Source organism: Cobetia sp. cqz5-12, assembly GCF_016495405.1.
Classification (GTDB): Bacteria; Pseudomonadota; Gammaproteobacteria; order Pseudomonadales; family Halomonadaceae; genus Cobetia.
Genome location: NZ_CP044522.1, coordinates 1873077 through 1888308 on the forward strand (window position 1 = coordinate 1873077; position 15232 = coordinate 1888308).

Annotated in this window: 12 protein-coding genes; 6 read left to right on the forward strand and 6 right to left on the reverse strand. The window is 58.7% G+C overall.

What is annotated here, in order from left to right:
- Positions 1 to 54: 54 nt before the first annotated feature.
- The 3 genes from copD to F8A90_RS08045 all read right to left on the reverse strand — a co-directional run bounded on the left by copD (position 55) and on the right by F8A90_RS08045 (position 2275).
- Positions 55 to 1002: a copper homeostasis membrane protein CopD gene (gene copD, locus F8A90_RS08035; RefSeq protein WP_267906756.1), complete on the reverse strand. Its 948-nt coding sequence runs from the start codon at positions 1000 to 1002 to the stop codon at positions 55 to 57.
- Entirely contained in the window at positions 936 to 1301 is a 366-nt protein-coding gene (gene copC / locus F8A90_RS08040; RefSeq protein ID WP_200019685.1) for a copper homeostasis periplasmic binding protein CopC, read from the reverse strand. Before copC ends, copD begins: the two co-directional genes overlap by 67 nt.
- A 167-nt stretch (positions 1302 to 1468) precedes the next feature.
- The gene (locus F8A90_RS08045; RefSeq protein ID WP_200019686.1) at positions 1469 to 2275 is read right to left on the reverse strand and encodes a sulfite exporter TauE/SafE family protein; all 807 of its coding nucleotides are present in this window, start codon (positions 2273 to 2275) and stop codon (positions 1469 to 1471) included.
- Between the two features lie 377 nt (positions 2276 to 2652).
- Between F8A90_RS08045 and F8A90_RS08050 the strand changes: the two genes are divergently transcribed.
- From F8A90_RS08050 to F8A90_RS08070, 5 genes are all read left to right on the forward strand, one after another.
- On the forward strand, positions 2653 to 3327 hold the full coding sequence (locus F8A90_RS08050; RefSeq protein ID WP_200019687.1) for a response regulator transcription factor: 675 nt from the start codon (positions 2653 to 2655) through the stop codon (positions 3325 to 3327).
- Positions 3305 to 4639 carry an ATP-binding protein gene (locus F8A90_RS08055; protein ID WP_200019688.1) on the forward strand — a complete coding sequence of 445 codons (1335 nt, stop codon included), beginning with the start codon at positions 3305 to 3307 and terminating at the stop codon, positions 4637 to 4639. Before F8A90_RS08050 ends, F8A90_RS08055 begins: the two co-directional genes overlap by 23 nt.
- A gap of 84 nt (positions 4640 to 4723) precedes the next feature.
- Complete coding sequence (locus F8A90_RS08060) at positions 4724 to 6556, forward strand: copper resistance system multicopper oxidase (RefSeq protein ID WP_200019940.1); 1833 nt, start codon at positions 4724 to 4726, stop codon at positions 6554 to 6556.
- A 9-nt stretch (positions 6557 to 6565) separates the two neighbouring features.
- Positions 6566 to 7348, forward strand: a complete 783-nt coding sequence (locus F8A90_RS08065) for a copper resistance protein B (RefSeq protein WP_200019689.1) — start codon at positions 6566 to 6568, stop codon at positions 7346 to 7348.
- A 148-nt stretch (positions 7349 to 7496) separates the two neighbouring features.
- On the forward strand, positions 7497 to 8255 hold the full coding sequence (locus tag F8A90_RS08070; protein WP_233593601.1) for a c-type cytochrome: 759 nt from the start codon (positions 7497 to 7499) through the stop codon (positions 8253 to 8255).
- An 85-nt stretch (positions 8256 to 8340) separates the two neighbouring features.
- On the opposite strand, the gene F8A90_RS08075 is transcribed toward F8A90_RS08070, so the two are convergent.
- The 3 genes from F8A90_RS08075 to F8A90_RS08085 all read right to left on the reverse strand — a co-directional run bounded on the left by F8A90_RS08075 (position 8341) and on the right by F8A90_RS08085 (position 12398).
- The gene (locus F8A90_RS08075; RefSeq protein ID WP_200019690.1) at positions 8341 to 9564 is read right to left on the reverse strand and encodes a TauD/TfdA family dioxygenase; all 1224 of its coding nucleotides are present in this window, start codon (positions 9562 to 9564) and stop codon (positions 8341 to 8343) included.
- 127 nt (positions 9565 to 9691) lie between these two features.
- Entirely contained in the window at positions 9692 to 10783 is a 1092-nt protein-coding gene (locus tag F8A90_RS08080; RefSeq protein WP_233593602.1) for a GlxA family transcriptional regulator, read from the reverse strand.
- Positions 10784 to 11006: 223 nt separating this feature from the next.
- Complete coding sequence (locus F8A90_RS08085) at positions 11007 to 12398, reverse strand: sensor domain-containing diguanylate cyclase (RefSeq protein WP_200019691.1); 1392 nt, start codon at positions 12396 to 12398, stop codon at positions 11007 to 11009.
- Positions 12399 to 12615: 217 nt separating this feature from the next.
- On the opposite strand from F8A90_RS08085, the gene F8A90_RS08090 reads away from it, so the two are divergent.
- Positions 12616 to 15093: a DNA polymerase II gene (locus F8A90_RS08090; RefSeq protein WP_267906757.1), complete on the forward strand. Its 2478-nt coding sequence runs from the start codon at positions 12616 to 12618 to the stop codon at positions 15091 to 15093.
- Positions 15094 to 15232 lie beyond the last annotated feature (139 nt).

Consider the following 15232-nt stretch of genomic DNA (forward strand, 5'->3'; position numbering starts at 1 on the left):
ATCGTGACAACTAGGGCGGCCCTATCGAGAGGACAGGCACGCAAGCTGCGATCATCAGTAGGGATCGAGGGCGGAAAGCGTCACGACCAGCCCCAGTACCAGCGCCGCCAACAACACTTCCAATCGGGTCATCCACACAAGGGCTCGTGTGGTGCCGCCCGGGCCAGAAAGCTGCGGCACCAGCCAATAGCGATTGAAGAGGGCGATACTGACCATACTGAGCACCAGCCCGATCTTGATGGCCAGCAGTCCCTGATAAGGGTGGGACCAGTCCAGCGGAGGTGTCCCGAGAATCAGCCCGGTATTGAGGGCCCCCGTCACGACCACCAGAGCGACCGCGAGGTGGCCCATGCGGGAGAAGCGTATCAAGGCAGCTCTGGCAGCTTGGCAAAACGTTTCGGCATGCAACGCACGCAGGGTGGACACCACCGGGAACAACGCCCCGATCCAGAAGCCGCCACTGAGCAGGTGCAGCCATTGATTGGCGCGGTGAATACCTCCCAGCCAGCCACCGTGCATGGCGGCGTGACCGGAGAACGCAAGGCTTGCCAACATTGCCATGCTCGCAAGCGCCAGGAACACCAGGCGATGTGCGGGAATCACCATCAGCGCCAGCACTGCCATCGACAGGATGCCTGCCTTGCCTGCCCAGGCAAGCCCCGAGGTCGTCTGGGTCATGACGCTCCATGCCAGGGAGACATTGGAGAGATCTCCCCAGCCAGCCCCGATGATGGCAGTCTGGAGTGGCAGTTGGCAGGCAGTGGCGATCACGGCCAAAGCCAGTGCCAGGCGCAAGGCCCCCGACCAGCGCTCCTCAAGCCAGAGGCGCAGCTCGCGCGACGACGATGTCAGCAGAAAGCCGCTGACGCCCCAAAGAAACACGACCGCTCCGTCAAGGACGAAGCGGCTCGCGGCAAGGGCGTTATCGGGGCCGATCACGGCGTGACGGTGAACTGATACTGGCCTTCGGTCTTGTGACCATCGGTGGAAAGCACATGCCATTTGACGGCATATTTCCCTGCCTCGAGCGTCTTGCTGACCGGAGCGCTCAACGTCTTGCCGCCATTGTCGAGAGTGGTATCTCCCAGTGAGACGGGATTGCCATCGACTCTACTGAGACCCAGGCCACTGAAGGGCAACTCCAGCCCTTCGCTGAAGGTCAGGCTGATGCTCGTTGGCGAGGTGATTTTGGCGCCGTCCGCGGGATTGGCACTGCTGACATGGGCGTGAGCAAATGCCTGGCCACTGAACAGCAGGCTGCCAGCGACGAGTGTGGTGAGCCAGTGTCTTGCATGCGCCATCTTGATGTCCTCTGGAATTCAGTCGCGTCGTCTTGTGCACGGTCTGGTCATGGGGATCCACATCCTCTGACCAGAGGTATGCACTTGCAGAAGGGGCACGTTACCTCAGCCAGCACTGTGGTGTCCCCCGCAATAATGTCGCACCCCAAGCTTCGCCTGGTGGCGGATCAATGACCGATCAGAGAGACGCTACCCAGCCAGGCAAGCCTGAGTGCCAGCAATGACAGCGCCCATTTGAACAAACCATCGAAGTGCCGGTTGGAGACGCGATCCAGAAAGCGCAGTCCGAGTCGAGTACCGATCAGGCCCGCACCGATCATCAGCACGATCAGGGGCAACCACTCCTGGAAGACAAACCCTGCCATGCCGAAGATGAAGGCCTTGGTGAGGTGCTGCGCGACCATGCAGGCCGCGAAGGTCGCCACCTTGGTGTGACGCTCGCCACCGCCTTGCTTGATGAAGCTCGCGACCAGTGGGCCGCTGGCCCCGATCAGACTCGAAAGGAACGTCGTGATGGCACCGGCTATCAAGGTGCCCGTGCGGCTCAATGCCCGCTTGGGCAGCGCCGGCCCCCAGCAGGTGAACAGCACGAACAGCGCGATGGAAAGCTCCAGCACCCCTTCAGGCAAGCGGATCAACACCCAGGCCGCGACCAGCGCACCCAGCGCCACACCGGGCAGAAAGGCCAGCAGACGGCGCATGTCGATATGGCGCCATGTCATCGCCATACGCCCACCGTTGGAGCCCAGCTGTACCATGCCATGCACAGGAATCAGGGCAACGGCAGGCATCAACTGCGCCATGAACATGATCAGCAGCGTGCCCCCACCGACTCCGACAGCCGCAGACAGTGCGGAGGTGGCAGCAGCCAGCAGGATCAACGCGAAGACGATGGGCAGCGAGAGCGGGAAATACTGCCCGAGGCCGTCAAGCAGGCTTGCGAAATAGGGGATATCGGTGGGACTGACGGGCATTGCGGGCATCCTGTACAGATAGCCAATGATGAAGTGACATTCGGCTGGCGGCTGATAGGGAGTAGCGTGGCTGGCCGGCACGCAAGGCTACCGTGCCAGGAAGGCTCTGCCCAGTATGGGGCAGGCATTGCCTGAAGAGGTTCTCGATCCATCGGAGGGTTCACCCGATGATGAGGCGGCAGATATCAGCGCTTCTGGATATCACCAAGGTATTTCCCGCAGGCAATGGTGTAATGTCCGGTACCGGTCATTACCGTTTCGCGCTCTTTCAGTCAGCACTCAGCTTACACCTGCAAGATGGAGGTGTTTTTATGCATAGGTTGCTCTTGCCATGGGGGCAGTGTTCATTGGGGGTCATGGAATGAAGGAGGAGTGTCATGAAGCTGTTGTTGCTTGAGGATGATGACCTGTTGGCAGAAAGCCTCGCTGAACTGCTGGAAGATAATGGCTACCGACTGGATGTTTCCACCAGTCTGAATGATGCCCAGGCTTTCATGGCAACCGAACAGTATGCGCTGGCGATTCTGGATCTCGGGCTTCCCGATGGCTCGGGACTGGAGTTGCTCAAGCGCTGGCGACAGTCCCACGTGGATATTCCTGTGCTGATCCTTACGGCGCGTGATACCTGGGAGGACAAGGTAGTCGGGTTGCGCAGTGGGGCGGATGATTATCTGACCAAGCCATTTCATGAAGCCGAGTTGCTGGCGCGACTACACGCGCTGCTTCGTCGTCGGCAAGGGGGAGGTCATACGTATCTTGAGGTCAGCGGGATTCAGCTGGATGAAGAGTCGCAACGTGTCAGTTGCGACGGAGAGGATTGGTCTTCCTTGACGGCTACCGAATTCCGTTTGTTGCGCTACCTCATGCATCATCCGGGTAGAGTGCATTCCAAGGCGCAGTTGCTGGATCAACTCTATGCACTGGAGCAAGATGCTGCAGCACCCAACCTGGTAGAAGTCTATATCGCTCGTCTTCGCCGCCGCTTGGGCAAGGACTTGATACAGACCCGTCGCGGACAGGGGTACCTGCTTGTTTCACATCGATCGTCGTAGCCTTCGTTTTCGCCTGCTGACACGCCTGGGAGGTGCATCCCTCGCGGTGGTGTTGTTTGCCTGGTATCTGCACGGCTTCTTTCTCCACGAGCTGGCGAAGGACTTTCTTGGCGAGCGCCTCAAGGATGAGGCATCGCATATCGTCACCTTGCTCAAGAAAGATGAGCGTCCTGTAGCCCAGCTCATGGCGGCGGCCCGTGAGGAGTCCCTGAGCTTTCATCATTTCTATGTGCTGCGAGTCGGGGAGAAGGTCAGTACTTCGCTTCCTGCCGTGCCGTCGGAGATGCTCCCTTTGCTTGAGGGCAAGGGAAATGCGTTGATCATGCATCAGTTTCAGCAACAGCCTCTGTTGGCCTATCGGCACGTCTTTGATATTCGCGGGAAGGCGGTGCAATTGCTGATTGCCGAGAATTTCTCGCCAGTGGAGCAGGGCTTGACCCGAGTGCATTGGTGGATCGCCGCCAGCGCCATCTTGTTGTGGGGGATTCTGATATCACTCAATCTGCTGGCGGTAAGGCGAGGGCTCAAGCCGTTGAGTGTCCTGCGTCATCAATTGGGCGAACTCCAGTCCGGGTACCGAAAGCGAATTGTGCTTGATGCCCCTTCGGAGCTTGACGCGCTGGTATCACAGCTCAACAAGCTGCTGGATGAATTTGATCGCCGGCTGACTCGCTCGCGAGAGTCCGTTGCCAACCTGTCTCATGCCCTAAAGACACCTCTGGCGGCATTGACTCAGGTGTTACGTGGTACACGCCCGATCAATGAGGTACGCCGTGGCAAGATGTTGGTGCGAGTTGAGGCAATACATGCGCAGCTCGCAGCTGAATTGAGGCGCGCTCGCATCGCTGGTCCGCGTGCAGGCCAATCGACTCACCCTATTGAAGAAGCCGGTCGTCTGATCGAGATGTTTCAGGGAATCTATCCGCAGAGATGTTTTCAACTCGAATGCTCGGGCCTTGCTGCAGGACATGCCGAATACCTGGTGAATATTGAAACCCAGGATTTTACCGAAATACTGGGTATATTGCTGGATAATGCAGGCAAGTGGTCCACCCATCAGGTGCAATGCCAGATGCGAATGGATAAGGACCAGCTCTCAGTAAGAGTAGAGGATGATGGCCCGGGCGTTCCACAGAAGGATCTGACGCATCTTGGGGTGCGTGGTTGGCGACGAGACGAAACACAACCTGGGTATGGACTGGGACTGTCCATTCTCGGTCATCTTGTCGAGCATTATGCAGGTTGTTTGACATATTCCTCTGGTCAATCTGGTGGGTTGAGAGTCGATATTCGCTTGCCGACTCGTAATTGATTCAGTCTTTCAGGTTCGTTTCAGCTTGACGTGGCTTCATCTGTGTCATGACTCATCTTTCATGACCCGGGAGAAACAATGGCCATGGCATCAGGAACGTCTGATTTCTCTGTATCACGTCGTCAATTGCTGAAGGGAGGTTCTGCCCTGGGGCTTGGCACAATGGCACTGGGGATGGCACCTGCCTGGGCCAATCCCTGGGGGCGAACATCGACTTATTCTCAAGGGGTTGTACATGGCCCCGAAGTCTCGCTTGTCATTCGTCGTGAAGATTTCGACATCGACGGGCAGTTCGCGCGTCCCATCACGATCAATGGCAGCAGCCCCGGCCCCATGGTGCGTTTGAAAGAGGGGCAGGATGCTGTCATCAAGGTGACGAACCTGATGGATGAGCCGACCTCCATCCATTGGCATGGCATCATACTTCCCCCGGAAATGGACGGTGTGCCGGGTATCAGCTTCGCGGGAATCGCACCGGGCGAGACCTTTACCTATCGGTTTCCTGTCACCCAGAGCGGTACCTACTGGTATCACAGCCATTCAGGCCTTCAGGAGCAGGAGGGCCACGCAGGCCCACTGATCATAGACTCCGCAACACCCGAAGCCTTCACATATGATCGTGAGCATGTCCTGCTGCTCACTGACTGGACGTTTGAAGATCCCAAGACAGTCTTTCGCAACCTCAAGACCATGGAGGGTTATTACAACTTCCAGGAACGGACTGTCGCTGATTTCTTTGCGGATGTGCGGCGTAGAGGCCTGGTAGACACGATCGAGGCACGCAGCATGTGGGCTGAGATGCGCATGAGTTCGAGGGATATCGCGGATGTCACCGGCAGTACCTATACGTATCTTCTCAATGGTCATTCACCAGAAGAAAACTGGAGCGCGCTATTCAAGCGTGGGGAAACCGTGCGTCTGCGTGTCGTCAATGGCTCGGCAATGAGTTACTTCGATTTACGTATTCCCGGCTTGAAGATGACCGTGGTCGCTGCAGATGGTCAGCCAGTGCAACCGGTAGCGGTGGATGAGTTCCGTATTGCCGTGGCGGAAGCCTACGATGTGCTGGTGACACCGGAAGACGACAAGGCGTACACCATCTTCGCCGAAGCCATGGACCGCAGTGGATACGCGCGAGCCACGCTGGCACCTCGCGCCGGGATGGAGGCGCCCGTACCTGAACGACGACAGATCGCTGATCGCGGGATGGAGGCCATGGGCGCTCATGCAGGCATGGACCATTCGAAGATGTCAGGCATGGATCATTCGCAGATGGCCGGCATGGACCATTCGCAGATGGCAGGCATGGATCATTCGCAGATGGCAGGCATGGATCATTCGAAGATGGCCGGTATGGATCATTCGAAGATGGCCGGTATGGATCATTCGAAGATGACAGCGATGCAGGCTGACGCGGCAACCAATCATATGTTGATGGCCGGTGCCATTCAGCAGGGGGCTCGTTACGACCAGGCAGGCATCGGTCTGGATCAATCGCTGCGTCGTGTACTGGTCTATCAGGACCTCAAGGCCCATGCGCCCTGGCCGGACAGGCGTGGCCCCATGCGCGAGATGGAGCTGCATCTGACCGGCAACATGGAGCGCTATATGTGGTCCTTCGATGGCAAGAAGTTCAGCGAAGTCAATGGCCCGATTCACTTCAAGAAGGATGAGCGACTCCGTCTCATCCTGATCAATGACACCATGATGGAGCATCCCATACACCTGCACGGCATGTGGATGGAGCTGGAGAATGGGCAAGGAGACCTGATTCCTCGCAAGCACACCTTGAATGTCAAGCCGGGTGAGCGAGTGTCAGCCTTGATCACTGCAGATGCAGAAGGTAGCTGGGCTTTCCATTGTCATCTTCTGTACCACATGGACGCAGGTATGTTCCGTGTCGTAAAGGTTTCTTGAGGAGTCATCATGTCAATCAGACATCATTCAATTCGTCTTGCCAGCGTGACGGCGTTTCTATTCTCCAGTGCTGGTGTCTCTCAGGCGTTTGCTCAGGATGGTTACGATGCCCCTCAGTCATGGCCATCGCCCATGGCAGAACATCTCCAGTGGAGTGCCGCATTCGATCGCCTGGAATATAGCCTTCCGGATAAGGGCGAGGACTCACTGGTATGGGATTTTCAGGCCTGGTATGGCGGAGATACCCATCGTGTCTATCTCAAGTCAGAAGGGGAAAATACCCAGGGCGATGGCGAAGACGCCGAGTTTGAGTCACTTGAGCTTCTTTATAGTCACCTGATTGCCGATTTCTGGGAATTCCAGATTGGAGGTGGCTATCAGGGCGGCGTACTTAGTGATGATCATGATGAAAGCGTGTATGGGGTCTTCGGGCTTCAAGGGACTGCACCCTACAGGATCGAGACGGATGCAGCAGTGCAATATCGAGAGGGAGGCGTAGTCACTGCCAGTCTGGAACTTGAACATGATATACGCCTGACACAGCGTTGGTATCTACAGCCACGTAGTGAAATTGTCCTTGCTGCCAATGAATCCAGACAACAGGCTATCGGATCGGGTCTCAATTCTGTGCGAATCGGCTTGCGTGCTCGCTATGAGGTGACTCGTCGAGTAGCTCCTTATGTAGGTGTTTATTGGCAGCGAGAGTATGGCGAAACTGCTGATATGCGGCGTGAGGAAAGTGAGACGGTAGAAGATACGGGTGTCGTGATTGGGATCCGCATGATGTTCTGAAGCACGCTGGCGGCGGTGTTCAGTCATCAGGTTACGCCTCCGCGACGGTGACCAGCATTCGTGGCATTCGTGAAGACCTGCTCATGATTGGATACTGCGCCTTTCCTAAATTTCAGGAAGCATGACGAGGCAAGACCCCATTGTCTGCATGGTGTCAGACGATCTGTTCATTGAATATGCTTGCTTGACCAAGGGATATGACATGAAAAAAATGCTATGGGGAATGTGGCTGACGTTGATGATGCTGGCAACTCTTGGTGCGGGGGCGGTTTATTCCGGGGTCATCAGTGTGGCCGCGGATGACCCGCATTGGGGTTGGGTGTACGAAGTATTTGAAACGGCGCGTGATCGCTCCATCGAGTTCCACTCCAGTGCTATCCAGGCTCCCCTGCTTGATGATGAAGCCATGATTGTCGCCGGTGCAGGAAATTATGCCTCGATGTGCGCCTCCTGCCATCTGGCACCTGGTATGTCAGAGACAGAACTCAGTAGGGGGCTTTATCCCAGTCCCCCGAATTTCGCAGCATCTACCATGAGCGGTGAGCCTCATGAGCGTTTCTGGGTCATCAAGCATGGGATAAAAGCCAGCGGAATGCCGGCATGGGGTCAGAGCATGCAGGATGAGTACATCTGGCAGATGGTCGCTTTCATGGAAGAACTTCCTGACATGAGTGCTGCGCGTTATACGGCCCTTGTGGCAGCAAGTGATGGTCATCAACATGGCGGAGGTGAGACTACGCTATCGCAGTCATCGCACCATGCTGATGGGGTTGGAGAGTTACCCCATGATGATGGGCATCATGATGCTTTGCAGGAAAGTCCTGCACAGGAAAGTCATGGTCTGAAAAGCAACGGTGATGCAGATGGTCATTCTCACGCCGCGCATGATCAGGAGCATCAACATTGAAATCGCGTGCCATACTGGGCAGCCCCAGGCTTGTATGGAAACTTTCGGGGCTGCCATTTCTTTACGCCATCTTGATGTTCGAGTATCAGACCGTAGGCGTTGCCTCGACCCGCTCCGCGCGTTCGGCACGCTTGAGCATGCGATAGCGCGAGCGTACCTCGTCACGCTCCAGGTAGCAGCCCTGCAACCAGCGGCTGCCGCTGTCGCCTTCGAAGGCATCGCGGGCGTGCAACAGACGGCGATTGTCGAAGATGACCATGTCGCCGGGGGCATAGGTGAAGCGCATGGCGAAGCGCGGATCACGCAACATGCGCTGCAGCGTCATCAGTGCTTCATAGGCGGTCTCGGTCTGCTCGAACGGTGCCATCATCGGCCCGCGCAGGAAGTCGGCGATCCGCACCTCCAGCAGTTCGCCTGCCTGACCCAGCACGATCATCGGCGAATACCAGACATGATCGGTATTGCGCGAGGTGTTGGCGTAGCGCCACTGTACCGTGGTGAGTGTCTCGTAGGCCTTGGGGTGTTCTTCCTTCAGCGCCGTGGCGATGGCGAAGCCGTCCATCATCACCGCCATGCCGCCTTCCACGGTGTTCTCGAGACAGTAGAGGCATTGCAGGCCCGGCTGATATTCACGGGTCGGCAGGTCCACGTGCGGTGGCAAGGCGATCGAGGTATAGGCGTTGGAATCCGGATTCTGGATCGCACGGACATTGAAGAGGTGGCCGAAGTTGGTGGTGCGGATCGAGCCGATGCGTTCGGCGACCTTCTCGATGGCGCCTTCTTCTGTCGGCAGGTTGCGCAGACGCACCAGTCCCTTGCCGAGCAGTTCATGCAGGGTCGGATACAGAATCTCCGCCTCCTGCACGCTGCCTTGGTCGGCCTCGGCCAGGCGAGCGGCATCGATGGTCGGCGGCTGATCCAGCTGCTCGGCGTGCCAGAGCGTCATCGGCGGCAGTTCCGGTGGCAGCGCGTCCTGGTTGTCATAGTCATTGCCGCGCAGGAAGCCCGGGTGGAAGCGCAGACGGCGGTCTTCGGGCGTGAATAGCACGCTGAGTGCGCCGTCCTCATCGATGCAGGCCTCGGCGATTTCCGGCCAGGCAGGAATCTGGGAGAGGTCCAGAATGCGTTCGCGTGTCGCCGGATTGACGGTGGTATCGTCCGCGGCGTTCTCGCGCAACCAGACACTATGAAAACGGCTGACGCGGCCATCGCTCCAGGTCACGCTCAGAAAGCGTGCTTCGTGAACGACCTTCACGAGAGTCTCGTCAATTGGCCAGCTGTCGTAATCGGGTGTGATCGGGAGCGCCATGGAGAGTCCTTCCTTCTGTCAGGTGAGCGATTCCCCGACAGAATGGCAGCCCACGGCGTTCGCTACTGTGCCCAATTCGACACCCACTGTGCCCAATTCGACATCGCGTTGCGGGGGCGGGCATAGATCATCCCAGAGGTCGTGGTGGCTGGCGGCGGGCCTGGGTCGGGGTGATCCCGAAGCGACGGCGAAAGGCGCGGGTGAAACTCGAATGCGAGGTGAAACCGCAGGCCAGCGCGATATCGGTGACGCCATGGCGGGTATCGTGAAGCAGGCTGCGTGCATGCAGCAGGCGACGCTCACCGTGATAGGCACGAGGCGTGCAGCCGAGCCCTTGCTGGAAGCGGCGCTCCAGCTGCCGCCATGAGAGGCCGAGCTCCTCGGCGAGTGCCTCGATGCTGAGCGGGGCCTCCAGGGTGTTCTCCATACGCGTGATCGCGCGCCTGAGCAGCGGGTCGGCCAGATCGGCCGTCTGCTGACTGATGCCGCGCTGGCGGCTTGCCGGCAGGCGTCCTTGATCGAGAATCAGCTGTTCACGCACTGCCTGATAGAGCGCCTCGCCATGCTGGCGCCGAATCAGCTCCAGGCTCATGTCCAGCGGGGCGCTGCCGCCGGCGCAGAAGAAGCCATCGTCACTGATTTCATACAGTGACTCGACGGCGTCCACCTCATCGAAGCGCTGGGTGAATTCCGGCAGGCTTTCCCAGTGCAGCGTGACCGTCTTGCCGGTTAGGAGGCCGGCGCGCGCCAGCACGAAGCAGCCGGTGTCCACGCCCCCGAGCTGGCAGCCGCCATGGGAGCGCTCCTGCAGCCAGTGCAAGGTGCGATCTTCCAGATAGGCTTCCGGGGCAAAGCTGGTGCACACCACCAGCTTGTCTACCGAGGCGAGCTCATCACGTGCGGTATCCACCGGCAGCACCATGCCGTTGGAGGCCTTGACCGGCGCGCCATCCTGGCTTGCGAGTGTCCACTGATACAGGCGTGTTCCGCGCAGTCGATTGGCGATGCGCAGCGGTTCGATCATCGAGAACAACGCGACCATCGCGAAGCCCGGCAGCAGGAATATGCCGAGTTGGTGACGGTCAGCAGGGGCAGGCGAGGCAAGGGTGGCGGTCAAGGGCGCAATGCTGGTGGGCTGGTCAGACAACACGCCGTCTTCCGAGAGGCCGAAGCCATAGGACGCATCGGGCGGCGTAGCGCTGGAATCGTGTGAAGGCATGAGGGTAGGCAACGACGACGTCGGGTGGCTCGGCAATAGGGGATGGGCCTGACCTTAGCGTGTTCGCTAGCTGAGTGCGAGAGGAGGGATGGCGTGACGCGGGGGCTTTGGCGAGAGGGCCTTGACGAGAGCGCTTCGGTGAGAGAGCTCTAGTGAGAAGACTCCGTCCTGTTCTGACTCCTGATCAGGGCAGGCGGGACGGAGCAATTCACGCATCATTGCGTTACAGCATCCTGAGGCAGTTGCGCCCTTCTTCCTTGGCCGCGTACATGGCTTCATCGGCGCGTGCGATCAACTGCTCACGTGTGGCGCTGTCATCGGGCTCCAGGCAGGTCATCCCGATGCTCAATGACAGGGGCAGACGTTGGCCCTCGTACTCCACGACACTGTCTTTCATCCGCTGGCGCAGCGTATTGATACGTGTGGCAGAGTCGCTGAGCAGTGAATTGGGCAGGATGGCCAGAAATTCCTCACCCCCCCATCTGGCGAGGGTGTCGCTGGGCAGCAGAATCTCTTCGGCGAGAACGTTCAAGTGTTGCAGGGCAAGATCGCCGGCGTCATGGCCGTGGTTGTCGTTGATCTTCTTGAAATGGTCGAAATCCAGCAGTGCCACACACAGGGGCTGATCTACCTCGGCGGTGGCCAGTGCCGCGATGTTGTCATCCAGCACTTGCTGGGCATGACGTCGGTTGTAAAGGCCGGTCAGTGGGTCGGTGATGGCGATCTTCTCGAGCGCCTGATGGGCATCCTTCAAGGCATTGATGTCATTGGCACGCGCGACTTCGTGACCGGCCCACAAGGCGATGAGACGCACCAGCTCGATGTCCTGAGCCGTGAACGGCGGCACCGGGTCAGGGCTCGAGAAGTTGAAGGTGCCGTAGCGCTCACCATCCACGATGACCGGTGCTCCGATGTAGGCTTCAAGATTGAAGTTGGCATAGCAGGGATGGTTGCGGATCTCGCTGCTGGCCACATGATGGAAGGCCTGGACGCAGTCAGCCTTGTAGACGTGATCGCAATAGGTATCGCTGAGGGAGAAGCTCAGTCCCGGCTCCAGCAGGTCTTCCGGGTGACAGGCGCGCTGGACGACGTATTCGCCGCCCCGGATGCGGCTGAAGATTCCGATCGGCAGGCCGAAATGGGCGCAGCCCAGTTTCAGCAGCTCATCGATGCGCTCATTGAAATTGAGTTCACGTGATGAGGTGATGGCATGCAGGCTGTGCAGGGTATGTTCCGCTGTCACGCGGCGTGAAACATCGCGGATCAGCCCGAACATGAAGATATTGCCGCTGGTGGGGTCCTTGATGGGGCCGCCGAGCGTTTCCCCATAGAAGTAGGTGCCATCCTGTCGTCGGTAGCGGATGACCCGGCCTTCCTTGGCGGGCTGGGCATCGACACGAAAGCGCCTCTGACCCTGGCGTTCGAACTCATCGCCGGAGGCATACAGCATACGTGTCTGCTTGCCGATCAACGCTTCACGAGGGTAGCCGAAAGCCTTCACCGCGCTGTCATTCAAGTAGGTGATGTGGCGCTGATCATCCGCAAGCAAGATGATGTCGTCGATCTGACCCAGCATCTGGCCCAGCAGGGTTTGAATCATCTCAAAGCGTTGCATGACGCAGGCTCCTTGTGGGGTGCCGCTATCTCGGGAGAGGCATTCCTTGCCGCAGACATTCATCCTGTCGCCGGGAAGGGACGGTCATTGCTGTCATCAGGCTCAGGCTTCACGCCGGATGTTGTACGATACAGAATTCATATTATCGTATGAGGATGCAGACGCGTCTTGCTCTCATCCTGCCCGGCATTCGTATATTCAACGTAAAGGTAATGCAGTGCCAGAGGCCGCATCCGAAGATCCCCGCCAAGCTCCTGTAGAACTTCATGGCTTCCTGCTGACACGCCATTGGCGGGACACGTCAGAGGGGGTGGTGATCAGCTTCTGGATTCGCACAGAGAAAGGCGCCGTTCGTGTCGAATGTGCACCGCAGGACGTCGTCGCTTTCCTGCCGGCTGAACAGCAGGTTCTCGCACAGACCCTAGTCGGCTTTCAGGCGGGAGCTGAACTGCGCCCCCTTGCGCTCGAAGATTTTCAACACCGTCCTGTGGTGGGGCTCTACTGCCGTGAATACCGCATGCTGTTGCAGCTGACTCGTCGCCTGAAGGCCATCGGCGTCGATGTCTATGAAGCGGATGTGCGCCCGCCTGATCGCTACCTGATGGAGCGTTTCATCACGGCAGGCGTCACGGTACGCGGCGAGCGAAAACCGGATGGAAGCCTGCTTGACGCCCGGCTGGTGCCGCTTGACGGCTATCGTCCTCCGCTACGCTGGGCATCGCTGGACATCGAGACCGATGCCCGGGGCAATCTGTATTCCATCGCGCTTGAAGGTTGCGGGCAGCGTCAGGTGTACATGCTGGGCCCTCCCAATGGGGAGAAGAGCGCCAGCCGCGATTTCTCGCTGGAATACCGCGATAGTCGACGTGGGTTGCTCCAGGCGCTGATCGACTGGATGACCCTGCATGACCCTGATGTCATCATCGGCTGGAATGTCATCCAGTTCGATCTGCGCATGCTGGTGCGGTTGTCAGAGGCCGAAGGCCTGCCCCTGCGACTGGGACGTGATGGCGGCGTGATGCAGTGGCGGTCACATTCCCGTCAGGACGACCATTTCTTCGCCGAGATCCCCGGCCGCTGGGTGGTGGATGGCATCGAGGCGCTCAAGTCTGCCTTCTGGCATTTCGAGTCGTTCAGCCTCGAGAATGTCTCGCGAGAGCTGTTGCAGGAAGGCAAGGCCATTGATGACCCCTATGGCCGGCTGGACGAGATTCTGCGCATGTTCGCCGAGGACAAGCCGTCTCTGGCGCGCTACAACCTCAAGGACTGTGAGCTTGTCACGCGTATCTTCGCGAAGACGCGGCTGATGGAATTTCTGCTCGCACGGGCCAGTGTCACCGGACTTGAGACGGATCGCAGCGGTGGCTCGGTGGCTGCCTTCACGCATCTGTATCTGCCGAGATTGCACCGGCTGGGCAAGGTCGCGCCCAACCTGGGGGACGTGGTGGGAGAGGACAGCCCCGGCGGCTTCGTGATGGATTCCCGGCCCGGCCTCTATGACTCGGTGCTGGTGCTGGATTTCAAGAGCCTGTATCCCTCCATCATCCGGACGTTTCTGATCGACCCGCTCGGGCTGATCGAAGGTCTGCGTGAGTCGAACGTGACCGCTGAAGATACCGTCCCCGGCTTTCTCGGCGCACAGTTCTCACGCGACAGGCATTGCCTGCCCGCCATCGTCGCGGATATCTGGCAGGCGCGGGACGTTGCACGTGCGGCGGGCGATGTGCCGCTGACCCAGGCACTCAAGATCATCATGAATGCCTTCTACGGCGTACTGGGGTCACGCGGTTGCCGATTCTTCGACCCGCGTCTGGCCTCATCGATCACCCGCCGTGGCCACCAGATCATCCAGCAGACAGTCGAGTTGATCGAGGCGCGCGGCTACACCGTCATCTATGGCGACACCGATTCCACCTTCGTGTGGCTTGGCAGTGCGCATGACGAGGAGAAAGCCGCTGAGATCGGCCGCGAACTGGCAGCCCATGTCACGGACTGGTGGCGACAGCATCTCAAGGAGACGCTGAATCTCGAGAGTGCATTGGAACTTCAGTTCGAGACCCATTATCAGCGTTTCGTGATGCCGACCATTCGTGGCGCCGAGGAGGGCAGCAAGAAGCGCTACGCCGGGCTGCAGCACAAGAGTGGTACGGGTGACGGGAAGACTGACCAGACAGAGCTGGTGTTCAAGGGGCTTGAATCCGTGCGCTCTGATTGGACGCAACTTGCCAAGACATTCCAGCAAGGACTCTATCGTCGCATCTTCGAAGGCCAGCCCTATCAGGATTACCTGAAAGGCTATGTGCAGGACTATCTGCAGCGTCATGTCGAGAATGAACGGCTCGGAGATGGCCCGACATCTGCACGACAGCTTGCCGATATCGAAGCGCTGACCTATCGCAAACGTCTGCGGCGCAAGCTCGACGACTATCAGCGCAATGTGCCGCCTCATGTGCGCGCAGCGCGCCTGGCAGATGACGAGAACCGCCGACGCGGACTGCCACTGCGCTACCAGCGCGGAGGTTGGATCCGCTACGTGATGACCACCGCCGGGCCAGAACCGATCGAGTATCTGCGCTCGCCCATCGATGTGGAGCACTATCTCAGCCGTCAGCTGAAACCGATCGCCGATGGGATCCTGCCGTTCGTGGGAGATGATTTCGATCGTCTGCTGGATCGTCAGTTGTCGCTATGGTGACGCTTGTTACGTAGTGATAATCCTTCTCATTATTTCTTGCATTAATGTATGTTCGACGTAAGATCCTCTCTCGGTGCAGCCATCAGGCCTGCACAGCAGTCTTGTGATGGCGATCAGCTCGCCAGAATATCCGGGAGCA

Coding starts and splice junctions, on each gene's coding strand:
- F8A90_RS08045 (WP_200019686.1), bottom strand. CDS start 2,275: ATGCCCGTCAGTCCCACCGATATCCCCTATTTCGCAAGCCTGCTTGAC.
- copD (WP_267906756.1), bottom strand. CDS start 1,002: ATGGCATGTGCTTTCCACCGATGGTCACAAGACCGAAGGCCAGTATCA.
- F8A90_RS08080 (WP_233593602.1), bottom strand. CDS start 10,783: ATGCCTTCACACGATTCCAGCGCTACGCCGCCCGATGCGTCCTATGGC.
- F8A90_RS08085 (WP_200019691.1), bottom strand. CDS start 12,398: ATGCAACGCTTTGAGATGATTCAAACCCTGCTGGGCCAGATGCTGGGT.
- F8A90_RS08065 (WP_200019689.1), top strand. CDS start 6,566: ATGTCAATCAGACATCATTCAATTCGTCTTGCCAGCGTGACGGCGTTT.
- F8A90_RS08070 (WP_233593601.1), top strand. CDS start 7,497: ATGGTGTCAGACGATCTGTTCATTGAATATGCTTGCTTGACCAAGGGA.
- F8A90_RS08075 (WP_200019690.1), bottom strand. CDS start 9,564: ATGGCGCTCCCGATCACACCCGATTACGACAGCTGGCCAATTGACGAG.
- copC (WP_200019685.1), bottom strand. CDS start 1,301: ATGGCGCATGCAAGACACTGGCTCACCACACTCGTCGCTGGCAGCCTG.
- F8A90_RS08060 (WP_200019940.1), top strand. CDS start 4,724: ATGGCATCAGGAACGTCTGATTTCTCTGTATCACGTCGTCAATTGCTG.
- F8A90_RS08050 (WP_200019687.1), top strand. CDS start 2,653: ATGAAGCTGTTGTTGCTTGAGGATGATGACCTGTTGGCAGAAAGCCTC.